This is a genomic window from Marinobacter sp. B-12, from assembly GCF_056857915.1.
In genome coordinates this window covers 24,838-46,018 of sequence record NZ_JBSXOB010000062.1, presented here as the reverse complement: position 1 = coordinate 46,018, position 21,181 = coordinate 24,838, and the positions used below count along the sequence as shown (strand labels likewise).

20 protein-coding genes are annotated in these 21,181 nt (G+C 57.0%); 8 read left to right on the top strand and 12 right to left on the bottom strand.

Annotated elements, in window-relative coordinates; genetic code table 11:
* Positions 1-2 precede the first annotated feature (2 nt).
* The 8 genes from AC13D2_RS16465 to ffh form a co-directional block, all read right to left on the bottom strand.
* Positions 3-1,304, bottom strand: coding sequence for a homoserine dehydrogenase (locus tag AC13D2_RS16465; RefSeq protein ID WP_292047990.1), 1,302 nt, complete (start codon positions 1,302-1,304; stop codon positions 3-5).
* A 112-nt stretch (positions 1,305-1,416) separates the two neighbouring features.
* Positions 1,417-2,160 (bottom strand): DsbC family protein, encoded by a 744-nt coding sequence (locus tag AC13D2_RS16460; RefSeq protein WP_300493256.1) that lies wholly within the window; start codon positions 2,158-2,160, stop codon positions 1,417-1,419.
* 144 nt (positions 2,161-2,304) lie between these two features.
* On the bottom strand, positions 2,305-3,237 hold the full coding sequence (xerD, locus tag AC13D2_RS16455) for a site-specific tyrosine recombinase XerD (RefSeq protein ID WP_482938924.1): 933 nt from the start codon (positions 3,235-3,237) through the stop codon (positions 2,305-2,307).
* A gap of 110 nt (positions 3,238-3,347) precedes the next feature.
* The gene (rplS, locus tag AC13D2_RS16450) at positions 3,348-3,704 is read right to left on the bottom strand and encodes a 50S ribosomal protein L19 (RefSeq protein ID WP_292047987.1); all 357 of its coding nucleotides are present in this window, start codon (positions 3,702-3,704) and stop codon (positions 3,348-3,350) included.
* 26 nt (positions 3,705-3,730) lie between these two features.
* Positions 3,731-4,489, bottom strand: a complete 759-nt coding sequence (gene trmD, locus AC13D2_RS16445) for a tRNA (guanosine(37)-N1)-methyltransferase TrmD (protein ID WP_300493258.1) — start codon at positions 4,487-4,489, stop codon at positions 3,731-3,733.
* A gap of 3 nt (positions 4,490-4,492) precedes the next feature.
* Entirely contained in the window at positions 4,493-5,020 is a 528-nt protein-coding gene (gene rimM, locus AC13D2_RS16440; protein ID WP_300493259.1) for a ribosome maturation factor RimM, read from the bottom strand.
* Between the two features lie 32 nt (positions 5,021-5,052).
* Complete coding sequence (rpsP, locus tag AC13D2_RS16435) at positions 5,053-5,298, bottom strand: 30S ribosomal protein S16 (protein ID WP_007154391.1); 246 nt, start codon at positions 5,296-5,298, stop codon at positions 5,053-5,055.
* 153 nt (positions 5,299-5,451) lie between these two features.
* Positions 5,452-6,840 (bottom strand): signal recognition particle protein, encoded by a 1,389-nt coding sequence (ffh, locus tag AC13D2_RS16430; protein ID WP_007154392.1) that lies wholly within the window; start codon positions 6,838-6,840, stop codon positions 5,452-5,454.
* 182 nt (positions 6,841-7,022) lie between these two features.
* Between ffh and AC13D2_RS16425 the strand changes: the two genes are divergently transcribed.
* The 4 genes from AC13D2_RS16425 to AC13D2_RS16410 all read left to right on the top strand — a co-directional run bounded on the left by AC13D2_RS16425 (position 7,023) and on the right by AC13D2_RS16410 (position 12,492).
* Positions 7,023-7,829, top strand: coding sequence for a cytochrome C assembly family protein (locus tag AC13D2_RS16425; RefSeq protein ID WP_292047982.1), 807 nt, complete (start codon positions 7,023-7,025; stop codon positions 7,827-7,829).
* Between the two features lie 97 nt (positions 7,830-7,926).
* A complete protein-coding gene (locus AC13D2_RS16420; protein ID WP_292047981.1) occupies positions 7,927-9,204 on the top strand; it encodes an HlyC/CorC family transporter in 1,278 nt (425 codons plus the stop codon).
* Between the two features lie 283 nt (positions 9,205-9,487).
* Entirely contained in the window at positions 9,488-11,725 is a 2,238-nt protein-coding gene (locus tag AC13D2_RS16415; RefSeq protein ID WP_300493262.1) for a DUF1631 domain-containing protein, read from the top strand.
* Between the two features lie 23 nt (positions 11,726-11,748).
* On the top strand, positions 11,749-12,492 hold the full coding sequence (locus AC13D2_RS16410; protein WP_292047979.1) for a TonB family protein: 744 nt from the start codon (positions 11,749-11,751) through the stop codon (positions 12,490-12,492).
* A gap of 11 nt (positions 12,493-12,503) precedes the next feature.
* Here the strand turns inward: AC13D2_RS16410 and grxD are convergent, their stop codons facing one another.
* Positions 12,504-12,830: a Grx4 family monothiol glutaredoxin gene (gene grxD / locus AC13D2_RS16405; RefSeq protein ID WP_300493264.1), complete on the bottom strand. Its 327-nt coding sequence runs from the start codon at positions 12,828-12,830 to the stop codon at positions 12,504-12,506.
* Between the two features lie 312 nt (positions 12,831-13,142).
* On the opposite strand from grxD, the gene argF reads away from it, so the two are divergent.
* Both argF and AC13D2_RS16395 read left to right on the top strand, forming a co-directional pair.
* Complete coding sequence (gene argF / locus AC13D2_RS16400) at positions 13,143-14,057, top strand: ornithine carbamoyltransferase (RefSeq protein ID WP_300493267.1); 915 nt, start codon at positions 13,143-13,145, stop codon at positions 14,055-14,057.
* A gap of 4 nt (positions 14,058-14,061) precedes the next feature.
* Positions 14,062-15,132, top strand: a complete 1,071-nt coding sequence (locus AC13D2_RS16395) for an ABC transporter ATP-binding protein (RefSeq protein ID WP_292047976.1) — start codon at positions 14,062-14,064, stop codon at positions 15,130-15,132.
* Positions 15,133-15,143: 11 nt separating this feature from the next.
* Here the strand turns inward: AC13D2_RS16395 and glpK are convergent, their stop codons facing one another.
* The 3 genes from glpK to AC13D2_RS16380 all read right to left on the bottom strand — a co-directional run bounded on the left by glpK (position 15,144) and on the right by AC13D2_RS16380 (position 19,273).
* The gene (glpK, locus tag AC13D2_RS16390) at positions 15,144-16,625 is read right to left on the bottom strand and encodes a glycerol kinase GlpK (protein WP_300493270.1); all 1,482 of its coding nucleotides are present in this window, start codon (positions 16,623-16,625) and stop codon (positions 15,144-15,146) included.
* Positions 16,626-16,902: 277 nt separating this feature from the next.
* Positions 16,903-18,477 (bottom strand): ATP-binding protein, encoded by a 1,575-nt coding sequence (locus tag AC13D2_RS16385; RefSeq protein ID WP_421910349.1) that lies wholly within the window; start codon positions 18,475-18,477, stop codon positions 16,903-16,905.
* A gap of 58 nt (positions 18,478-18,535) precedes the next feature.
* A complete protein-coding gene (locus AC13D2_RS16380) occupies positions 18,536-19,273 on the bottom strand; it encodes a response regulator (protein WP_292047973.1) in 738 nt (245 codons plus the stop codon).
* Positions 19,274-19,572: 299 nt separating this feature from the next.
* On the opposite strand from AC13D2_RS16380, the gene AC13D2_RS16375 reads away from it, so the two are divergent.
* Together AC13D2_RS16375 and AC13D2_RS16370 are read left to right on the top strand one after the other, a co-directional pair.
* On the top strand, positions 19,573-20,337 hold the full coding sequence (locus tag AC13D2_RS16375) for a GNAT family N-acetyltransferase (RefSeq protein WP_300493276.1): 765 nt from the start codon (positions 19,573-19,575) through the stop codon (positions 20,335-20,337).
* A 36-nt stretch (positions 20,338-20,373) separates the two neighbouring features.
* A complete protein-coding gene (locus AC13D2_RS16370) occupies positions 20,374-21,180 on the top strand; it encodes a lysophospholipid acyltransferase family protein (protein ID WP_482938923.1) in 807 nt (268 codons plus the stop codon).
* The last annotated feature ends 1 nt before the right edge of the window (position 21,181 follow it).

The following is a 21,181-nucleotide window of genomic DNA, read 5'->3' as shown; positions in this document are numbered from 1 at the left end:
TGTCAGTTAAAGTTTTCGGCGCGGATACGGACGACTTTTCCGTCGATATCGCTCAAGGCTTCCAGTTCTTCAATGGCGCGGTTTATCTGCCGCTCCTGAACCGTATGGGTCAGGATGATCACCGGGATACGGCCATCTTTCAGCTCCGATTCCTTCTGCATGATGGATTCGATATTGATGCCGTGCTCACTGAGAATGGAGGCAACTTTTGCCAGCACGCCAGGGCGGTCCAGAGCCTGTATACGCAGGTAATAGGCGGACTGGACATCCTCCATCGGCAGCACTGGCAGGTCTTCCATTGCCGCAGGCTCGAAGCCGAGGTAAGGCACCCGCTGGTTGCTCTTGGCGGCCACGGAACGGGCAGCGTCGATGATATCGGCGATGACCGCAGATGCCGTGGCTTCGTCGCCAGCACCGGGGCCGTAATACATGGTCTGGCCGACGGCATCGCCGTCCACCAGGACTGCATTCAGCACGCCATCAACCTGCGCAATGAGGTGACTGCGGGGAACCAGCGTGGGATGCACTCGCAACTCGATGCCTTCATCACGGCGACGTGCGATTCCCAAATGTTTGATGCGATAGCCAAGAATCTCCGCGTGAGCGATATCGTAGGGGGTGATTTCTGAAATCCCCTCGGTGTAGGCCTTTTCAAACTGAAGCGGAACACCAAAGCCAGCCGAAGCGAGAATGGTCAGTTTGTGGGCGGCGTCGATACCTTCCACGTCGAACGTTGGGTCCGCCTCGGCGTAGCCCAGATCTTGGGCTTCTTTCAGCACTTCGGCGAACTCACGACCGGCACGCATCTCGGTAAGGATATAGTTACCGGTGCCGTTGATTATGCCCGCAATCCAGTCAACACGATTTGCAGCCATACCCTCGCGCACGGCCTTGATGACTGGGATGCCGCCAGCAACGCCGGCCTCATAGGAAACGATGACATTCTGCTTGGCCGCCGCCTCGAAAATTTCGTTGCCATGGACTGCAATCAGTGCTTTGTTGGCGGTGACGACATGCTTGCCGTTCCTGATGGCAGCCAGCACCAGTTCCCGCGCGGTGTCATAACCGCCAATCAGCTCCACGACAACATCAACAGACGGGTCATTCACCACGTCAAAAATGTCGGTACTGAACGGGATACCTCCCAGATCAATATCGTTGCGCGGGGTACGTGTCGCCACCCGGGCAATTCGGAGATTGAAACCTGTCCGGCCTGTGATCAGGCTGGCGTTCCGGGTCAGTACGTTAAACGTACCACCACCGACTGTTCCCAGTCCGCAGATTCCGACATTGACGTCTTTCAAGCTTTCACCTCTGTTCCCGATGGGTTGCTGTGGGGCGCAGTAGTATAACGGTTTAAGGCCGCCCGAATAAGCCCTGCCTGACGAACAGACAAAGCTGGCAAACAGTAGCCTATCAGAGCAGCCCCAGGCCTTCAGCCAGTTTTTCAGACGGCACGTAACCACGCACCATATTACCGTCTTCCAGCACAATTGCCGGGGTGCCTGTCACACCAACGCGTCCACCCAACTCGAACTGCTCCCTGACCGGGTTCTCACAGCTCTGCTCATCCACAGGTCGACCCTGTTTGGCCGCGTTCATGGCTGCTTGCGGATCGTCGGAACACCACACGGAAACGTATTTTCGAAAAGAGGGTGTATTGGGCCCGGAACGGGGAAAGCCATAGTAATTGACCGTGATACCCAATTCGTTCAGGCGCGGAACCTCGTCATGCAGCTTGCGACAGTACGGACAATCGATATCGGTGAACACCGCAATAGATGCCTTTTCGGTGCCTTTGGCCGGGAAACTGATCAGCCCCTCATCACCGAACTCGTCCATGGTTTGAGCACGCTGGGACGCCCTGCCCTGTTCAGAGATGTTGGCAATACCGTTCGCGGTTACCTTCAGCAGGTCGCCAGTCAGGAGGTACTGACCATCGGCCGTAGTGAAAATGGTATCGCCGTTATTGCTGTATACCTCGTACAAACCCTCAGCCTCAGACTTGCGAACATCCGAAATTTTCAATCCCGGAATCGCTGCTGCGAGTTTATCGGCAATCGCATCCTCAGCCTCACCCGCATGAGCAGTGTGAGCGCCAGCCGCCAGGACCGCGAGCGCTAGTGGCAACAGGGATTTAAACAGGTTTTTGATCAGCATATTGGTTTCCAGTTTTCCAGAATCACGAAGGTTTGTAGCCCGTCAGACGGCAAGTTCCGCCGAACTTGTGCGACACCACTGCCCGCAAAAAGTTCAGTGTACCAAGCGCCATGCCCGCCGACTAACCCTGGATGTTACGACATCCTAACCTCGCGGATGGTGAGCCTGATGCAGCGATTGCAATCGCTGACGTGCCACATGGGTGTAAATCTGGGTTGTCGACAAATCCGAATGCCCAAGCAGCATCTGGACCACACGCAAGTCAGCGCCATGATTCAACAGATGCGTGGCAAAGGCATGCCGAAGAGTATGAGGTGACAGGTGCTTGTGAACCCCGACCCGGAGCGCGTAATGCTTTATTCGGTGCCAGAAGGTCTGCCGGGTCATCGCGGCGGGGCGATTACCCGGAAACAGGGCATTGCTGGCCCGCCCCTTGAGAAGCTCGCCCCGTCCTTCCCTCATGTACCGCACCAGCCAATCAACCGCTTCCTCGCCAAGCGGAACCAGGCGTTCCTTGTTGCCCTTGCCAACAATCCGGATCACCCCCTGGCGCAGGTTCACCTCATCCACCGTTAACGCCACAAGCTCCGAAACCCGCAAACCGCAGCCGTACAGGATTTCCATCATCGCCTTGTCGCGAAGCTCGATAGGCACCTCGGGGTCAGGTTCCATCAACAGATTCTCCACATCCTCCTCCGACAGGGAATCTGGCAATCGTCGGGGAAGGCGGGGGCTGTCTATTCGTAGCGTAGGGTCTTCTGCAATTACGCCTTCCCGCAAAAGGTAGCGGAAGAAACGACGCAGACCGGAGAGTCGACGCGCAGCCGTGGAAGTCTTGAAGCCATCAGACAATCCACGAGATATCCAGCCCAGCAAATCGGTACGGCTTACCTCCGTCAACAGGGGCTTTCCCGGCTGATCCTGCAACCAGGCGGCCAACCGCTCAAGGTCACTCCGGTAGGCCTGACGAGTTTTTTCGCCCAACCCGTCTTCAAGCCAGATGGCGTCGGTAAAGCGCGCAACAACCGATTCATCCTGCGACCGAAGCTCAACTCTGGAGGTGGATTTCCGGGGCATGGCAGCCTTCTCGAAACGAAACGGACACGGGAGATTCCGGTAACCGGATACGAAAAAGGCAGCCTTGGGCTGCCTTTTCCTGACGAACTGTAATCAGCAACTCGTGCTGATCAGCCCAGCTTTTCCTTGATACGAGCCGCCTTACCGGACAGCTCACGCAGGTAGTAAAGCTTGGCCTGGCGAACATCACCACGACGCTTCACGCTGATGCTGTCGATCAGTTTGGAGAAGGTCTGGAAGGTACGCTCAACACCCACACCGTAAGAAACTTTCCGTACAGTGAAGGAAGAGTTCATGCCACGGTTGCGCTTGCCAATCACAACGCCTTCGAACGCCTGAAGACGCTCACGGTTGCCCTCGGTAACGCGAACCTGGATAACCACGGTATCACCCGGCGCGAACGCAGGGATTTCCTTGGTCATCTGCTCTGATTCAATCTGACTGATGATGTTGTTCTTGCCGCTCATCGTATGTGCTCCTGATACCCAATCTTTTAATGCCCTGATGATTCAGAGGCACCCGGTTCGTTCAAAATCTCTTCCAGCAGCTCACGCTCTTCGTCCGTAAATACCCGCTTCTCCAGCAGGTCGGGGCGTCGCTCCCGGGTTCGCCTCAACGACTGTTTCAGCCGCCAACGCCGGATCTGATCATGGTGACCGCCTAACAATACATCCGGCACAGCCTGACCTTCGTAAACCTCCGGCCGGGTGTAGTGCGGACAATCCAGCAAACCGTCAGCAAAGGAATCCTGCTCTGCCGACTGCGCATGACCCAGCGCTCCGGGGATGAGGCGTGTAACCGCATCAATGACAGCCATGGCCGCCAATTCGCCACCGGACAGTACGAAATCTCCCAGTGACACCTCCCGATCGACCTCCGCCGATATCAGGCGCTCATCGACACCCTCATATCGCCCGGCGACGAGAATAAGGTTCTCTTCCGCTGCCAACGATTCAACCACGCCCTGATTCATCGGTTCTCCCTGAGGAGACAGATAAACCACGCAAGCGCGTCCGGGAGCAGACTCTCTCGCCGCATGAATGGCATCCCGCAATGGCTGAATTTTCATCAGCATACCGGGGCCACCACCGTAGGGCCGGTCGTCTACTGTACGATGACGATCATGAGTGAATTCCCGAGGATTCCAGGCCGTGAACGTCAACAGACCATCACGAACGGCTCTTCCGGTAATCCCATAATCCGTCACCGCAGCGTACATTTCCGGGAACAGACTGACTGCACCAATCCACACCCGTCAGAACTCCGGATCCCAATCGGCCACCAAACGCGACCCGGCCAGATCCACACTCCGGATTACCTGGTCCGGAAGATAGGGAATCAGCCGCTCGCGCTGGTCAATGGAGGCGTCGGTTGCCCGCACCACCAGGACGTCGTTGGAGCCTGTTTCTATCAGATGATGCACCTTTCCCAGGCACTCATCTTCTGTCGTGAAAACGTCAAGGCCTTCCAGTTGATGCCAGTAGTACTCCCCTTCGGGAAGCTGCGGCAATTCCTCGGTAGACACAATAACGTCGGCACCACAGTAACTGCGGGCCACTTCACGATCATCAATACCTTTTAACCTGACGACGATCCCCTGGCCTTGCCGGCGACCTTCCTCAAGCTTGGCCGGGATACGCTTGCCGTTGTGGACCAAGGTCCAGTCCCGGTAGTTCAGTATTCCGTCCTTGGGGTCAGTGTAGGAATAGACTTTAAGCCACCCTTTAACCCCAAACACCGAGGTAACCTGACCAATCACAGTTTCCTGCGAGTGTTGAGCCATACCCTAACCCCGGTGGTGAAACGTTCTTTCAATTACTCTGCCGCAGCGCCTTTCAGCAGCTGTGCAACGCGCTCGCTGGTCTGGGCGCCTTGACCCAGCCAATGATCGATACGATCACGATCAATACGCAGACGCTCTTCCTGGCCACGGGCAACCGGGTTGAAGAAACCGACGCGCTCGATAAAACGACCGTCACGGGATTTGCGGCTGTCTGTCACTGTCAGATGGTAGAACGGGCGCTTCTTGGAGCCACCACGAGCCAAACGGATTATTACCATTTCGACCAATATCCTGTTCTGTTGTACGAACTTTGTACGATTCACACCCGCCAAGCTTCAGAAAACACTGGCTGGCGCGAAGACCCATACTCGAAAGGGGCGCTATTCTATGCTAAATGAACGCCAAAGAAAACAGGGAAAACATCCCGGTTTCTACATACGCCCACGCGGGGGCATACCACCGCCTGCGCCACCCGGCGGCATCATACCGCCTAGACCACGCATCATGTTAGCCATTCCGCCCTTCTTACCGAATTTCTTCATCATTTTCTGCATTTGCTTGTGCTGCTTCAGCAAACGGTTTACATCCTGGATTTGCGTGCCTGACCCCGTCGCAATGCGGCGCTTGCGAGAGTTGTTGATTACATCCGGGTAGCGACGCTCTTTAGCCGTCATCGAGCAGATGATGGCCTCCATCTGCCCCATGGACTTGTCATTGACCTGTTGCTGGGCCATCTGTGCCATCTGCCCCATGCCGGGCAGTTTATCCATCAGACCGCCGATACCGCCCATGCTCTTCATTTGCTGAAGCTGATCACGGAAGTCTTCAAGATCAAAGCTCTTACCTTTCTTGATCTTCTTTGTCAGTTTCTGGGCTTTCTTCTGATCAATCTTGCGCTCAGCTTCCTCTATAAGAGAGAGAACATCCCCCATACCCAGAATCCGGGACGCCACCCTGTCAGGGTGGAACGGCTCCAAAGCATCGGACTTCTCACCCACACCCAGGAACTTGATCGGCTTGCCGGTAATGTGACGCACAGACAGCGCGGCACCACCACGGGCGTCGCCATCGGTCTTGGTCAAGACAACGCCGGTCAGCGGCAGGGCATCGTTAAAGGCCTTGGCCGTATTGGCGGCATCCTGCCCCGTCATGGCGTCGACCACAAACAGGGTTTCAACCGGATTGACCGCTTTATGGAGGCGACCGATCTCGCCCATCATCTGCTCATCAACGTGCAGGCGGCCGGCGGTATCCAGGATCACCACATCGATATGCTTCTTGCGGGCTGCATCCATGGCGCCGTTGGCGATATCAACCGGATCCTGGTCCTCAGAGCTCGGGAAGAACTCCACACCCACTTCACCAGCCAGCGTTTCCAGCTGACGAATGGCCGCGGGGCGATACACGTCGGCGCTTACTACCAGAACAGACTTTTTCTGCCTTTCCTTGAGGAAGCGGGACAGCTTGGCCACCGTGGTGGTCTTACCGGCGCCCTGCAAACCGGCCATCATAATTACTGCCGGTGGCTGTACTGCCAGATTGAGGGATTCGTTGCCATCCCCCATAACGCGCTCCAGCTCCTGCTGGACAACCTTCACAAATACCTGGCCAGGACTCAGGCTGCGCTGAACCTCCTGCCCGACTGCTCGCTGACGCACGCCCTCAATGAATGCCTTGACCACAGGCAGGGCAACGTCCGCCTCCAACAGCGCCATGCGCACTTCACGCAGCGTTTCCTTTATATTGTCGTCGGTCAGCCGCGCCTGCCCAGATATCTTGCGCAGACTGCCGGAAAGTCGGTCCTGGAGGTTTTCAAACATGTTGCTCTTCCGTACCCGGATAAATTGGTTGCATGAAACACCGGAACCCGATCAGGCTCCTTGATTCCTGTTGCATAATCGCGACATTATAACCAGACTATCGCCCTGAAACGACCAGCCCGGTCAAATCGGTGTGGAACCCCGCCGATCTCGAGTCAGAAAGTGGTTATAAAAAGGACGTCATGGGAACGCTGATCCTCGCGGTCACTTCGTTATTGCTTTACAGCGTAGGTACCGCCCTGCAGGCACTCAGCTTCCGCGGACGGGTACACACCAGCATCGCCATCACCACCCTTATTGGCTTGTTGGCCCTGACAGCACATGGTCTGTTGATTGCCCAGACCATCCACCGTGAAGGCGGTTTCGATTTCGGTTTCTTCCAGAGTTCCGTCCTTATTTCCTGGCTGATTGCTTTTTTGCTGCTTGCCCTCAACCTTCGAAAACCGGTACAAAGCCTTTTCCTCGGTGTTTACCCGCTGGCCGCACTGACAATCATTATGGGCCTGATCACACACTCCCCTTCCCGACTGGTGCCGGAAGACAGCTACGGCATGCTCTCCCATATCGCATTGTCGGTGACAGCCTACAGCCTGTTTACGCTGGCCGCCATTCAGGCGGTACTGCTCTACCTGCAGAATCGCCAGCTCAAACAGAACTATAACAGCATCCTTATCCGCAACCTGCCACCGCTACAGACCATGGAGTCATTGCTGTTCGAGTTGGTGTGGGCAGGCGTGGTCATGCTGATTCTGGCCATCGTGACCGGCGCCCTGTTCATCGACGACCTGTTCGCTCAGGACCTGGCCCACAAAACACTGTTCTCGCTGCTGTCACTCATCGTCTTCATCGCACTGCTGATCGGACGCTACACGAAAGGCTGGCGCGGCATTACCGCCAGCCGCTGGACACTGGCAGGGTGCGCCCTGTTAATGCTCGCCTTCTATGGAAGCAAGTTCGTGCTGGAACTGATTTTTCACCGGGGCGGCTGACGCTACCATGAATTCCCCCGGGACAGACACCAACTTGACACCCCGACTTTCAACCACCTATTTTCCCAACTTGTCGGCAACATAAGGACACTCAGTCTTGAACGAAACATCGCTTACTGCGCTGTTCATCATCCTGGCAGGGCTTATCCTGCTTTCCGCCTTCTTCTCCAGCTCTGAAACCGGGATGATGTCACTGAACCGGTACCGGCTGAAGCACATGGCCAAGACCGGCCATAGAGGCGCCCGGAGAGCCCAGTCTCTCCTCAATCGCACCGATCAGCTGATCGGCGTCATCCTGATTGGCAACAACTTCGTCAACATCTTTGCCTCAGCCATCGCCACGGTAATTGCCATCCGTATATGGGGTGACGCCGGGATTGCCATCGCCACCGTTCTGTTGACCATCGTTATACTGATCTTTGCCGAAGTCACACCCAAAACCCTCGCTGCGCTGTTTCCCGAAAAGATTGCCTTTCCAGCCAGCCACGTACTCGGGCCGCTACTCAAATTACTCTATCCGGTGGTTTGGGCGGTCAATCTGTTTACCGGCGCCATCCTGAAAATCATCGGCGTGTCCGCCGACGATGCCGCCAACGAACACCTCAGCCGCGAAGAGCTGAGAACCCTTGTAAATGAGGCAGGCGCACTGATCCCAGCCAAACACAAGGACATGCTGGTCAGCATCCTGGACCTTGAAAAAGTGACCGTAAACGACATCATGGTGCCACGTAACGAGGTGGTCGGCATCGACCTGGATGATGACCTGGACACTATCCTGCGTCAGCTACGAAGCAGCCAGCATACTCGTCTGCCGGTGTTCAAGGGCGACATCAACAACATTCAGGGCGTACTTCACTTACGCAATGCGTCAAAACTCCTGCTTCACGATGAAATCAACAAGGCTATGCTGATGCAGCTGTGCCGTGAACCCTATTTCATTCCGGAAAGCACGCCCCTCAATACCCAACTGATCAACTTCCAGAAGGAGAAACGACGCTTCGGCATCGTTGTTGACGAGTACGGAGAGGTGCTCGGTCTGGCGACACTGGAAGACATCCTTGAGGAAATCGTTGGGGAATTCACCACCGATTACGCCGCTACCAGCCCCGACATCATCCCCCAGGATGATGGCACCTACATCATCGACGGTACGTCCGCTGTTCGAACCATTAACAAGACCCTTGGCTGGAAACTGCCCATTGATGGCCCCAAAACACTCAACGGCCTCATCACCGAAACTCTGGAAAACATCCCGGACACCAACGTGTGCCTGAAGGTGGGCGGACATCGTGTTGAGGTCCTCCAGATCAAGGACAACGTGGTCAAGGCTGCGATCGTTCATCCGAAAAAAAAGAAAAAGCGCGCTGCGGGTTAGATCATCTGGCTATAACACCTGACCATTTAGAAAGATCAAAATTTAACCTTTCTCTTGACCGAAATGCGGTTCCATCCAAGACTGGGGTCACGCGAAAATTAGTAAAGACATGCCGGACGGATTATTATCCACCGCTCCTGGGGGTGCTCGGGAACATTCGCGGGTTTTGTTAGCACTTGGTCATGTTACCGTGTGTTAAAATGCGGTAGATTTAACGTATAAAGAAAAAATACAGCTGTAAGCTCGGTCATGTATCCGGTTGAGGCGTACAAAGGAGTCGGCCATGAATAAGCAGTCCGGCATACATTATCTCCGCGAGCACCGGGAGGCAGGGAGTTCAAATCCCGTACCTGCGCAGGTGGTCCGCATCCGCGACACTGTCGTTGCTGGGCTGGGAGATTTGTTGCAGGGTGCATTTGACGCAGTTGATGACTCGTTGTTCGAACTGGCAAACAATGCCAGGAGCAACAACGAGCAGAACCGCTATTTTGAGGCTATGCGCGAAATTCGCATCAAGCGGAAGGGTGTAGAGCGCCATTTCCAGAATGCGGTTGCACAACTGTTTGCCAGTCCTCCCCAAAGCGGCAGCGTGGCGGCCGATGAAAGCCTTGCCAGCCAGGCCAACCCAGACAGTCTATCGCTGGTTGGTGATGATGACCTGGAAGAGCAGGTTGCCCTGAATGCCATGATCACCAAGTCCAGGGTGCACTTTCAGGGCCCTCTGTTACAACTGCAGACACGCTTCAGCGTGGTCTACTCGGGGGCCAGTGACGAAGCACCGGTCAATCCCATGGCGCCTGAGCATCTTTGCGGTGCCTTTGTGGAAGCCATCCAGGCCCTGGAAATCCAGATTCGCGAACGCCTGATCCTGCTCAAGCAATTTGATCGTTACGTTGTTTCCAACCTTGGCATGTTGCTGGACGAAGCCAACCGAATTCTCATCCAGGCCGGCGTAATTCCAAATTTCCGCTACCACGGCAAGGCTGGTAAACAGCAGAGCAAGACAGCATCAGGCACTCACGCTGACGAAACAGGCGGAAACGCCCGAGCGACGACGGAACCCGCTGCCGCAGAAAGTCAGCAAGGGCACCATGAAGGTGCCATGTTCGACCAGATCCGGCAGATGCTGGCTCTCCAGCGCGCCAACGCAGGCATTCCGCCGCGGGCATCCGACCCCAACATTCATGTCGTTGGGGGAGCGGAACTGGCAAGCCTGCTCAGCTCACTTCCCCAGCACCCCTCTGGTGAACAGATCAGCGGCAACCTGAGTGCCGGCGAGCCGGTAATGGTTGACCTGCATCAGGTTGTCCAACAGTTGCTGGCACAGGCAGGAACGACCAGCGATGGCAAAAAGCCGGCTCTGGCGGAAATGGACGAGGACCTGATCAACCTCGTATCCATGCTGTTTGAATTCATTCTCGACGATTACAACCTGTCGGCACCTGTGCAGGTCCTGATCAGCCGATTGCAGATTCCCATCCTCAAGGTGGTTATCAAGGACAAATCATTCTTCAGTAAAGCAACTCACCCCGCCCGCCGCCTGTTGAACTCCCTGGCACGGGCCGGCATCGGCTGGAGCGAGAGTGACGAGAAAACCCGCGACAAGCTATACGAACAGATCCACGCCATTGTCGTTCGTATCCTGAACGAATTCGATGGTGACGTAGCACTCTTTGAAACCCTGGGCGAGGAATTCGAGCAGTTTCTGGCGAGGGAAAACCGCAAGTCCTCCCTGGTGGAGCAGCGCACCAGGGAATCCGAACGCGGCCGCATCAAGTCGCAGAAGGCTCAGGAAACCGTTGATCAGCTGCTACAGAAAAAGCTGGCTCGTTACAAACTCCAGGAACCGGTACGGAACATCCTGATCAACGGCTGGAGCCGGGTGATGTTTCTGGCCTACCTGAGGGACGACGTGGAACACCGCTGGTTGCAGACGGTCCGCGTCGTTGACGACCTGATCTGGTGCTTGCACCCACATCAGGAAGACGAAGATCGTGACCAATGGGTTCGCGTGGTTCCCGGCCTGTTGAAGTCACTACGGGCAGGGCTCGAGGAGGTTTCCTACAACTCATCCAAACTGGATGAGATGATGGCGGACCTCAAGCACGAGTTAACGGAAGCTTTCCGGGCCAACGCGCTGGCCGAGGCCATGGAAGACTCTTCCGAGCCGGAACCCGAAGAAGACATACCCACACACCAGACCGCCATCGAGCGTCAACAGGAGCTCGAGGATGCCGCCATCGCCGAATACGTGGCACAGATTGATGCCATTGAAATCGGCAATTGGGTGGAATTCAACCTGGTCAACGGGGCGAGCTTCCGCTGCAAACTGTCCGCCATTATTGAGGAAGCGGACTGCTTTGTGTTCGTGAACCGCATGGGGCTCAAGGTGATCGAGAAAACCCGCACTGACCTGGCCCACGAAATGCGGCGTGGACGCCTGACCGTCCTTGAACAGGGAGCACTGATTGACCGGGCTTTGGATGCCGTTGTGGGTAGTTTGCGGAGCAAAGCGGGATAGGCACCGGGAGCACCTGAGCGTCAATGCTGGAGTACGGCAGTGTTACCGGCCTTCCGGACAAATACCGGATCACCCTGGCGATATCGGTTGCCCTGCTGCTCCATACCCTGGTAATGGCCGCCCTTCCCTTTGCGAGTCCAAACCTGGAAAGCCATCGTCAGACCGTGAAGGTGGAGCTGGTCCGCCCTGGCGATATTCCTTTGCCGGAATCCGCCGCCAACGCGACATCGCCCAGCAGTAACCAGCGCGAGTCCGTTGCTGTGGAATCGCCTCAAATCGACGCCAGTCAGCCCCGAAAAAGGGAACAAACCGAAAATTCGACACCACCACCGCCAACAGCCGTGGTGGAGCCCCAACCTGAAGCACAGACAACGCCCTCGCGGAACTCAGGCGCCACTACCGCAGGTAACCCGAAGCAGCCAGTGGAAAACTCGCCGGAAAGGATCACTCGGATTACCTCGTCCCCACGAGATGTGGATCCCTATACAACAAGCCTGGCCGTACACATTGGTAAGGAACTCGGCAAACGACCGGTTCCTTCAAGCCGCAGCGTTACAAAGCCGGTGACCAGTCAAATCGAGCTGAAATTACTGCCAAGCGGTGCACTCACCAATGCGAAAGTCACCAGATCAACAGGTTTCAACGAAATAGATCGAGCGATTTACCAGGCAGCCTTACTAGCCAGCCCCTATCCAGAACCACCGGAAGAATACTCAGGAAGGAAGCAATTCCGGGTCGAACTCATTTTCGCCCCGGAACGACTTTAAACGCGGTTAATTCAGGCTTCTGCCTGTTTCGCAGCGGCCTTGACCTGCTCGGCCAGTTCACCACTTTCCGACATTTCAAGAATGATGTCGCAGCCGCCCACCAGCTCACCGCTGATATAAAGCTGCGGGTAGGTTGGCCAGCTTGAATAGACCTTCAGGCCTTCACGCAATTCCTGATTATCAAGAATGTTCACGAATGCGAACCGCTCGCCACATGCCATCAGCGCCTGGACGGTCTTCGCTGAGAAACCGCACTGCGGAGCCTGTGGAGTGCCTTTCATATAGAGGATAATGGCGTTTTCCTCAAGCTGGCTCTTGATGGTTTCGTTAATGTCCATGAACTCTCACCTCTCATTGGAAACGGGGTCGCCCGGTTGCGACATGCCTGACACTATTGTACACGTCCCGTGACGCTCACCAAACACCACCTGATACCCGCGCATGTCCTGGCGTTGTCTTCAGCCCCCTGACGGGCTAGACTTGGGCCCCTGCCTTTCAGGCAACCTCCGTTTCCGTATTTCCCGCCAGTGCGGCTCTCACCGCGTGCTGGCGTATTGCCGTTTCAGGACAATGATCACCACGGGCCGGTTGTAACCACGAATGGATCCGGATCTGCTGGATAGGGTTATCGATTAATTAAGGGCCATCCCATGGCAGTAAGACATTTTCTCACACTCAATGACTTAAGCTCCGACGAGCTAGAAAGTCTGGTCGACCACGGCACTAGACTCCGCAACGATTGGCGCCAGGGCGCCGTGCGCGAAACTCTGAAAAATCGTGTCCTGGCAATGATCTTCGAGAAATCGTCCACCCGCACCCGAGTCTCCTTCGAGGCGGGTATGACCCAGCTCGGTGGCGCCGCGCTGTTTCTCTCTCCCCGCGACACCCAGCTCGGGCGCGGGGAGCCCATTGAAGACTCTGCCATCGTGATTTCCAGCATGGTGGACGCTGTCATGATCCGGACGTTTTCTCACGATACGGTCGACGCATTTGCAGCGGCGTCCAGGGTGCCCGTCATCAACGCTCTGACCGATGATTTCCATCCTTGCCAACTGCTGGCCGACATGCAGACGTACCGGGAACATCGCGGCAGCATTCGCGGCGGCACCGTGGCCTGGGTTGGCGATGGCAACAACATGTGCCAGTCCTACATCAATGCAGCCAGCCAGTTCGGCTTTAACCTGCGCGTTGCCTGCCCGGAAGGTTACGAACCTGACAGTGAACTGCTGAAAGCCCACCAGGATCGGGTGTCAGTGGTTCATGATCCGGCTGAAGCCGCCAGGGGCGCCGATCTCCTGGTCACGGATGTCTGGGCTTCCATGGGGCAGGAAGATGAACAGAAAGCCCGTCAAAGAGCCTTCCAGAACTACCAGATCAATCCCTCGCTGATGAAGATGGCGGACAAGGACGCCCTCTTCATGCACTGCCTGCCGGCGCACCGTGGCGAGGAGATATCCGCGGACATGATGGAGCACCCGCGCTCGGTGGTCTGGGACGAAGCCGAAAACCGCTTACACGCCCAGAAAGCGCTGCTGGAATTCCTGATCCTCAATCGACTGGACTGACCGAATGACCGATAGCCTGGTTCAGCCTGCTGACTGGCTGCTGGAAGTAAACAACCTGTCCTGCGGGTATGGCGATGGCTCAGTGGTCAGAAACGTCAACTTTGCCCTCAGCCACGGCGATATCGGCTGCCTGCTGGGTCCCAGTGGGTGCGGAAAAAGCACCATCCTGCGGGCACTGGCGGGATTTCTCCCCATCAATACCGGTGAAATCTGCCTGCAGTCCAGCTCCATCAGCCTGCCCGGCCGCACTCTCGCCCCCGAGAAGCGCCGGATCGGCATGGTGTTTCAGGATTACGCCCTGTTCCCACACCTGACAATTGCCGAAAACGTCGGCTTCGGCTTGCGTAGAGAGGATCGCGAGGAAAAACATCAGAAAGTCACCGAGTTGCTCAAGGTGGTTCATCTGCAGGATCTGGCCGAAAACTACCCCCATGAGCTGTCGGGAGGGCAACAACAAAGGGTGGCGCTTGCCCGTGCCCTGGCACCGGAACCCACGTTGATACTGCTGGACGAACCGTTCTCGAATCTCGACGCAGACCTGCGCCGCCGACTCAGCCTGGATGTGCGGGAGATCCTCAAGACACTTGGCATCAGTGCCATCCTGGTCACTCACGATCAACAGGAAGCCTTCGCCATGTGTGACCAGGTGGCGGTTCTGAAAGACGGTGGGATACAGCAATGGGACGTGCCGTACAACCTCTACCACGAACCCGCGAATCGCTTTGTTGCGGGCTTCGTAGGCCAGGGAGGCTTCGTTCCGGGAAAAGCGCTGGGGCCGGACACGATTGAGTCCGAGCTGGGGGTCATCCGCGGCAACCGCGCCTACACCTGGCAACCCGGAACACTGGTCGACGTACTGATCCGGCCGGACGACATCGTCTACGATGCCAGCTCTGAGCTTAAGCCAAAGGTGGTGGAAAAGACCTTTGCCGGGACCTCGACGCTCTATCGCTTTCGCTGCTCGGAAGATACCGAGTTCGAGGCCCTGTTCCGGAGCCATCTGGACTTTCACCTGGGCGAACACGTGCCAGTCCGGGTGGAGGCGGACCATCTGATCGCCTTCGAGAGAACCTGAGAGCCAGAACCTCAGTTGTTACAAACCCGTTCCACGGAGTCCAGCCAGCCGGCATACAAGGTTTCCCGCAATGCCGGCTTCATGGCGGGCTCGAAGCGATACTCCCGTTCCCAAAGTTGCGCTATCTCGTCAAGCCCCTGGTAAACACCGGTCTGCAAACCAGCCAGATAGGCAGCACCCAGTGCCGTGGTCTCCGTCACTCGTGGGCGGTCCACCGGCACATTGAGGATATCCGCCAGAAATTGCATCACCCAGTCGTTGACCACCATGCCACCATCCACCCGCAGTGCCTGCAGGGACGCACCATCGTTCTGGATGGCACGGATCAGGTCCTTGGTCTGATAACACACGGATTGCAGGCCGGCGGTGACGATCTCGCCGATTCCGGTGTCCCGGGTAAGGCCGAGAATCGCCCCGCGGGCATGGGGATCCCAGTGTGGCGCGCCCAGGCCGGTAAAGGCCGGAACCAGATACACAGGGTTGTCCGCACCCACCTTCGACGCGTAACCAGACGATTCACTGGCGTGGCTGATAAGTTTCAATCCATCCCTGAGCCATTGCATGGCGGCGCCGGCAACAAAGATGCTGCCTTCCATGGCGTAGCACGGTTTGCCATTCAAACGATAAGCCATGGTTGTCAGCAACCGGTTTTCGGAACGTAGCGCCTTTTCGCCGGTATTCAGCATCAGGAAACAACCGGTGCCATAAGTGCTTTTCGCCATACCGGGCTCGAAACAGGCCTGTCCGATCAGCGCTGCGTGCTGGTCGCCCGCGATGCCGGCAATCTGTACCGGGGCTCCCAGCCACTGCTTGTCGGTGGTACCGAAGTCGGCTGCGGAATCGAGCACCTCCGGCAACAGCGCCCGAGGAACCCGGAAGAGCGCCAGCAACTCGTCGTCCCATTGCTGATTATGGATATTGAATAACGCCGTGCGCGAGGCGTTGGTGGCATCGGTCTTGTGGGAGCGCCCGTCGGTCAGATTCCACAGCAACCAGCAGTCCACAGTACCGAAGGCAAGCTCGCCGGCTTCCGCCCTCTGGCGGGCACCGTCGACATGATCGAGTATCCAGGCAATCTTGGTGGCGGAGAAATACGGGTCAATCAAGAGGCCGGTGCGTTCAACCACCGTACCTTCATGACCGTCGGATTTGAGTTTGGTGCAGACAGACGCCGTGCGCCGGTCCTGCCAGACAATCGCGCGGTGAATAGGTTCTCCGGTTTTCCGGTCCCAGATCACCGTGGTTTCCCGCTGGTTGGTAATGCCGATACCCGCCAGGGTTGAAGCATCCAGCCCTGACGATTCAAGCACTTCCCGGCACACTGCCAATGTACTTTTCCAGATTTCCCCAGCTTCGTGTTCCACCTGGCCATCTTTTGGAAAGTACTGGTGAAATTCCTGTTGCGCCGTGGCGATGGCTTGGCCGGAGGCATTGAAAATGATCGCGCGGGAACTCGTGGTCCCCTGATCGATGGCGAGCAGGTGCTGGGTCATGGGGCGTCCTTTCAGGTGCTTCAGCATTGTTCTGGTCAATGCTGCAATCTTCTCAAAGGATTGATAAGAACGCTATGGCTAAAGCCGGGCATAAAAAAAGGGCCGGAAAACCGGCCCTCAAATGACGAATGAAACAAGGAAAGTTCGTAAGAACTACAACCTCAAAAGTCATCCCTTACACACTTAGTATCGGCTCGGATTGCCCAGCCTTCAGTTGAGGTTGTGTTGCGCCTTTGTTACATCAGGTTAGGGGCTGTGAGGCGCATCACAAAACGGCTTAGAGGGTGTGCTCCACCGGCTTCTTGCGAGGCCAGACCAGACTGAAGCGGGCTCCACCCAACTCGGCGCTGCGACTGACAAACGCCTGCCCGCCATGCCAGTAGAGAATTCTCCTGACAATGGAGAGGCCAAGACCATAACCGCCCGAAGTGCGGGTACGGCTGTCATCGAGACGGGCAAATGCAGTGAACACTTTTTCCCAATCCTCTTCGGGAATACCGGGGCCGTCGTCCTCCACATCAATGCGGCAATTATCCTCATCAAACTGACAGTGGACTTTCACGCGGCCGGCCGCGTAGCGGGCTGCATTTCCGACCAGATTCTGAACCGCCCGGTGCAGATACCGCGGCTCCACGTCAGACAGCGACCAGCGCTCGGATTCATCGTCAATGTCTGCCTCGATGGTGTGGTCCGGGCGGATCATCTGCTGCTCGCTCACCACCTGGCGAACGATATCACTCACCGACTGCTCCTGAAGCGCAAATACGGGGCCACCCTGCTCCAACCGGGCGTAGGTCAGGATTTCATCGATCAGCTCATCAAGCTCCTGGATGTCGCCGTCAATGCCGTCAAGCTGCTTCTGGAGCGCCTCTGGAGAGTTGGCGCTTTCGATCATCTGGACACCGAATCGAATACGGGCAACCGGTGTTCTCAGTTCATGAGAAACCGCGTGGATCATTTCCCGCTGAACCCCTACCAGCCGCTGGATATGCTCCGCCATACTATTGAAGGCAGCGGCCAGCCGGGACACAAGGCGACTGTCGCCGGCATCCACCCGTGCCCCCATCTCACCCCGGGCAATACGGATTGCCACCGACTCCACGGCCCGGAGATTGCTGTCCACATCCCGTAGCGCCAGATAGAGAGCAAGTGCGAGAACACTTCCCGCCACTGCAAGCAATAGCAGCATTACCGGCCACGCCCAGGGATTGAAGGGCGCGGGCATGGCCATGTCCACGAGGGCGCCGTCTTTCAGGCGAATCAACACCTGGGCGCGTCCTCGCGACGGGTGATGGTACAGCGAAATGCCTCGTTCGGAGACTCGCTCCAGAACCTCGGAATCCGGGAGTGCGGCCTGATCACGAACCGGCAGTAGTTCTACCCCGAACGTATCGGATAGCTGCGACATGGCACCTTCCCGTCCGTCCGCAGACATGTCATCAAGGTGGAGGCGCGCGATGAGAGCGGTTGCCTCGGCAATGTCACTGTAGATGTCCCGGAATCGCAGGTCGATGATCCTATCGCTATCGTTCCGGACCATGACCTGCTGGCCAATACTGGTGTCCATCGCCACCACCTGACCGTAGGAAAGGCGCTCCATGATGACATCGGATACCGACAGGTTACCCGGCGGCGTCACCCGGAAATCGTAGAAGGACTCAAGCCATGGGTACTGTTGCTGAGGATGAGGTGTCGCGACAAGCCAGCGCAACAGAGGCTCTGAAAAACGCTCCTGCCAGTACTGCTCCCTGACGGAGTTCACGCCCAGGAACAAGGCGGCACAAAACAGGAGAACCAGAAAGGTAAGACCAATCAGCCGGGCATAAAGCTTGAGAAAAAACTTGAGGGGCATTGCAATAACCCTGGCAATGAACGCCGGCCTCGCCGGGCCAGCGCCAGAGACTGAACAGTCAGGCTTCCTTTACGAACAGGTAGCCTTTGCTGCGTACGGTTTTAATGCGCCTCGGGTGGATGGGATCGTCGCCAATTTTGGGGCGTATCCTCGAAACCCGGACATCAATCGAACGGTCCTGGCCGTCGTATTCGATGCCTCTCAGGGCGGTGAAGATTTCCTCCCGGCTGAGCACGCGACCGGCATTGCTTGCCAACAGCCAGAGCAGGTCGAATTCAGCGCTGGTGAGATCAATGCTGTCTTCGCTCAACCACGCCTCGCGCATCGACCGGTCCACCACCAGGTTGTTGAACTGCAGCCTGACCGGCTCTTCACCACTACCCTCTTCGGCGGCCACCGAACCAGTCTCGGTAACCCGCCTCAGCAAGGCACGGATTCTCGCCAGCAGCACCCTTGGCTGGACCGGCTTGCCGATGTAATCGTCGGCCCCCATTTCCAGGCCGAGCACCTGGTCCAGATCGTCCGTGCGGGCGGTGAGCATGATAATCGGGCCTGGATAAAAAGGCCGCGCACGCCTGCATATGGATAGCCCATCCTCGCCCGGCAACATCAGGTCAAGCACGACCAGATCCGGCTGCTCCTTGCGGATGCGCTCCACCGCGTTCCCACCGTGAGTTTCGAGGGCGACAGTCAACCCGTTACTCTCCAGATACTCCCTGGTAAGCTCTGCCAGCCTCTCATCATCTTCGACTATAAGAATCCGCCAACTTTCGTTCGTCTGTTCCACGACATCCATCTCTGATTTTGTTTTTCCGGTTTCTGAAACGTCCGGCCAACGTCACCCCACATGGCCGGACCAGAGCTGCCTGTCAGAAGATCAGCTACCCAACTGACAATACAGGCTACCTCCTGTAACAGCAATTATACATGCTATTCAGAAATATACATGGAACCGTCTGTTCGTTACAGCCCGTGACAAAGGTCACAGTGCCACACCGGCAACGGGACTTGTCACAAAGTCGTCATCCCCCGTTCATTCCGATGTCACACCGGATTCATAGCCTTGTCGAAAAGTGGAAACAAAGAGGCATTGCCATGAACGCCCAGACTGCCCGCCTGTCACGCTCGGCCCGACGGCTTAAAACTGTCATCACCCAACAGCCGGATCTCGTTGAATACGCCCAGAAACTGCGCTATCAGGTTTTCTCGGAAGAGTATGGTTCTGACCTGGGAGCTACCGTCCCTGGCATTGACGCGGACGAATTTGACCGATTCTGCGATCATCTGATTGTCACCGATGAGAGCACCGGTGAGCTGGTGGCCACAACACGGGTGCTTCACCACAGTCAGGCCGTGGAAGCCGGAGGCTTCTATTCCGAAGGCGAGTTTGAACTTTCTTCCCTTTACCAACTCCCGGGAACTGTCGCCGAGCTTGGGAGAACCTGTGTGCATCCGGACTATCGTAACGGTGCGACCATCAGCCTGTTGTGGGCGTCCGTTGCGGAATACCTGGTATCGCGAAACGTGGACTACCTGATTGGCTGCGCCAGCATCGGTATGTCGGATGGCGGCCTGAAAGCCTGGCGCATAGCCCGCTACCTGCAACGGGAATTCCTGGCCGGCGAAGAATACCGGGTAACCCCGTTACGGGCACTGCCGCACCTGACCCACGCCGTCAGCGAAGATCGCCCGGTGGACGTTCCCGCACTGATCAAGGCCTACATGCGCCTCGGCGCCCGCGTCTGCGGGGAGCCCTGCTGGGACCCGGAGTTCCGCTGCGCTGATCTGCTGGTGGTCCTGGACGTTAATAATCTGGCCAGCCGCTACAGCCGCCATTTCATGCGTAAACAGGCCCAGTAAGCGGTCAAGACCCACCTGGCAACCCGAGGATTGGCTATGGAACTGATACGCCTGACCACGAGACTGACGCTCTTTGCCGGCTTCCTGGGCCTGACGGCAACGCTTGCCTGTACACTGTTACTGGTTGAGACCCTGTTCCGCTGCCAAATCGACCGCGCGCCCTTCGCCCGCATCTGCTTTAACAGGGTCAGTCGATGCCTTGGTTTTCGCATGTCCACGCAGGGGGCCTTTAGCGAAAGGCCCGTACTTTATGTAAGCAACCACATCTCCTGGTCGGACATTCCTGTACTTGGCGGACAGGTGCCCCTGCGCTTTCTGTCCAAAGCGGAAGTCGGCCGCTGGCCGGTGATCGGTTGGCTGGCCACGCAGGCGGGCACGCTGTTCATTCAACGCGGCAGCGGCAAAGCCGGTCAGGCCCGCCACGAAATTACCAGCACCTTATCGAGCGGACAGTCGGTGCTGGTATTTCCGGAAGGCACCACCACAGCCGGAGTGACGGTCCTGCCCTTTCATAGCCGCCTGCTGCATGCCGCGGCGGATGCGGGCGTGGATATACAACCTCTCAGTATCGGTTACCTGCGAAACGGCCATCCCGACCATTTGGCGCCATTTATCGGCGACGATGAGTTTCAGCATCACTTAATTCGCATGCTTCGCAAGCCGGCGGTCGAGGTCGGCGTTATCGCCCACCCGGTGGTGACTATCGACAACACCACGGACCTGGCCGATGTAACGCGGGATTTGCGACAGACAGTGCACGACGGGTTGCGGCAGATTCAGGCGGGACGACTTTCAGACCAGGCATCAGGCGGGCCGACAGCGGTTGCCGGCCCGGAGCTGTAAT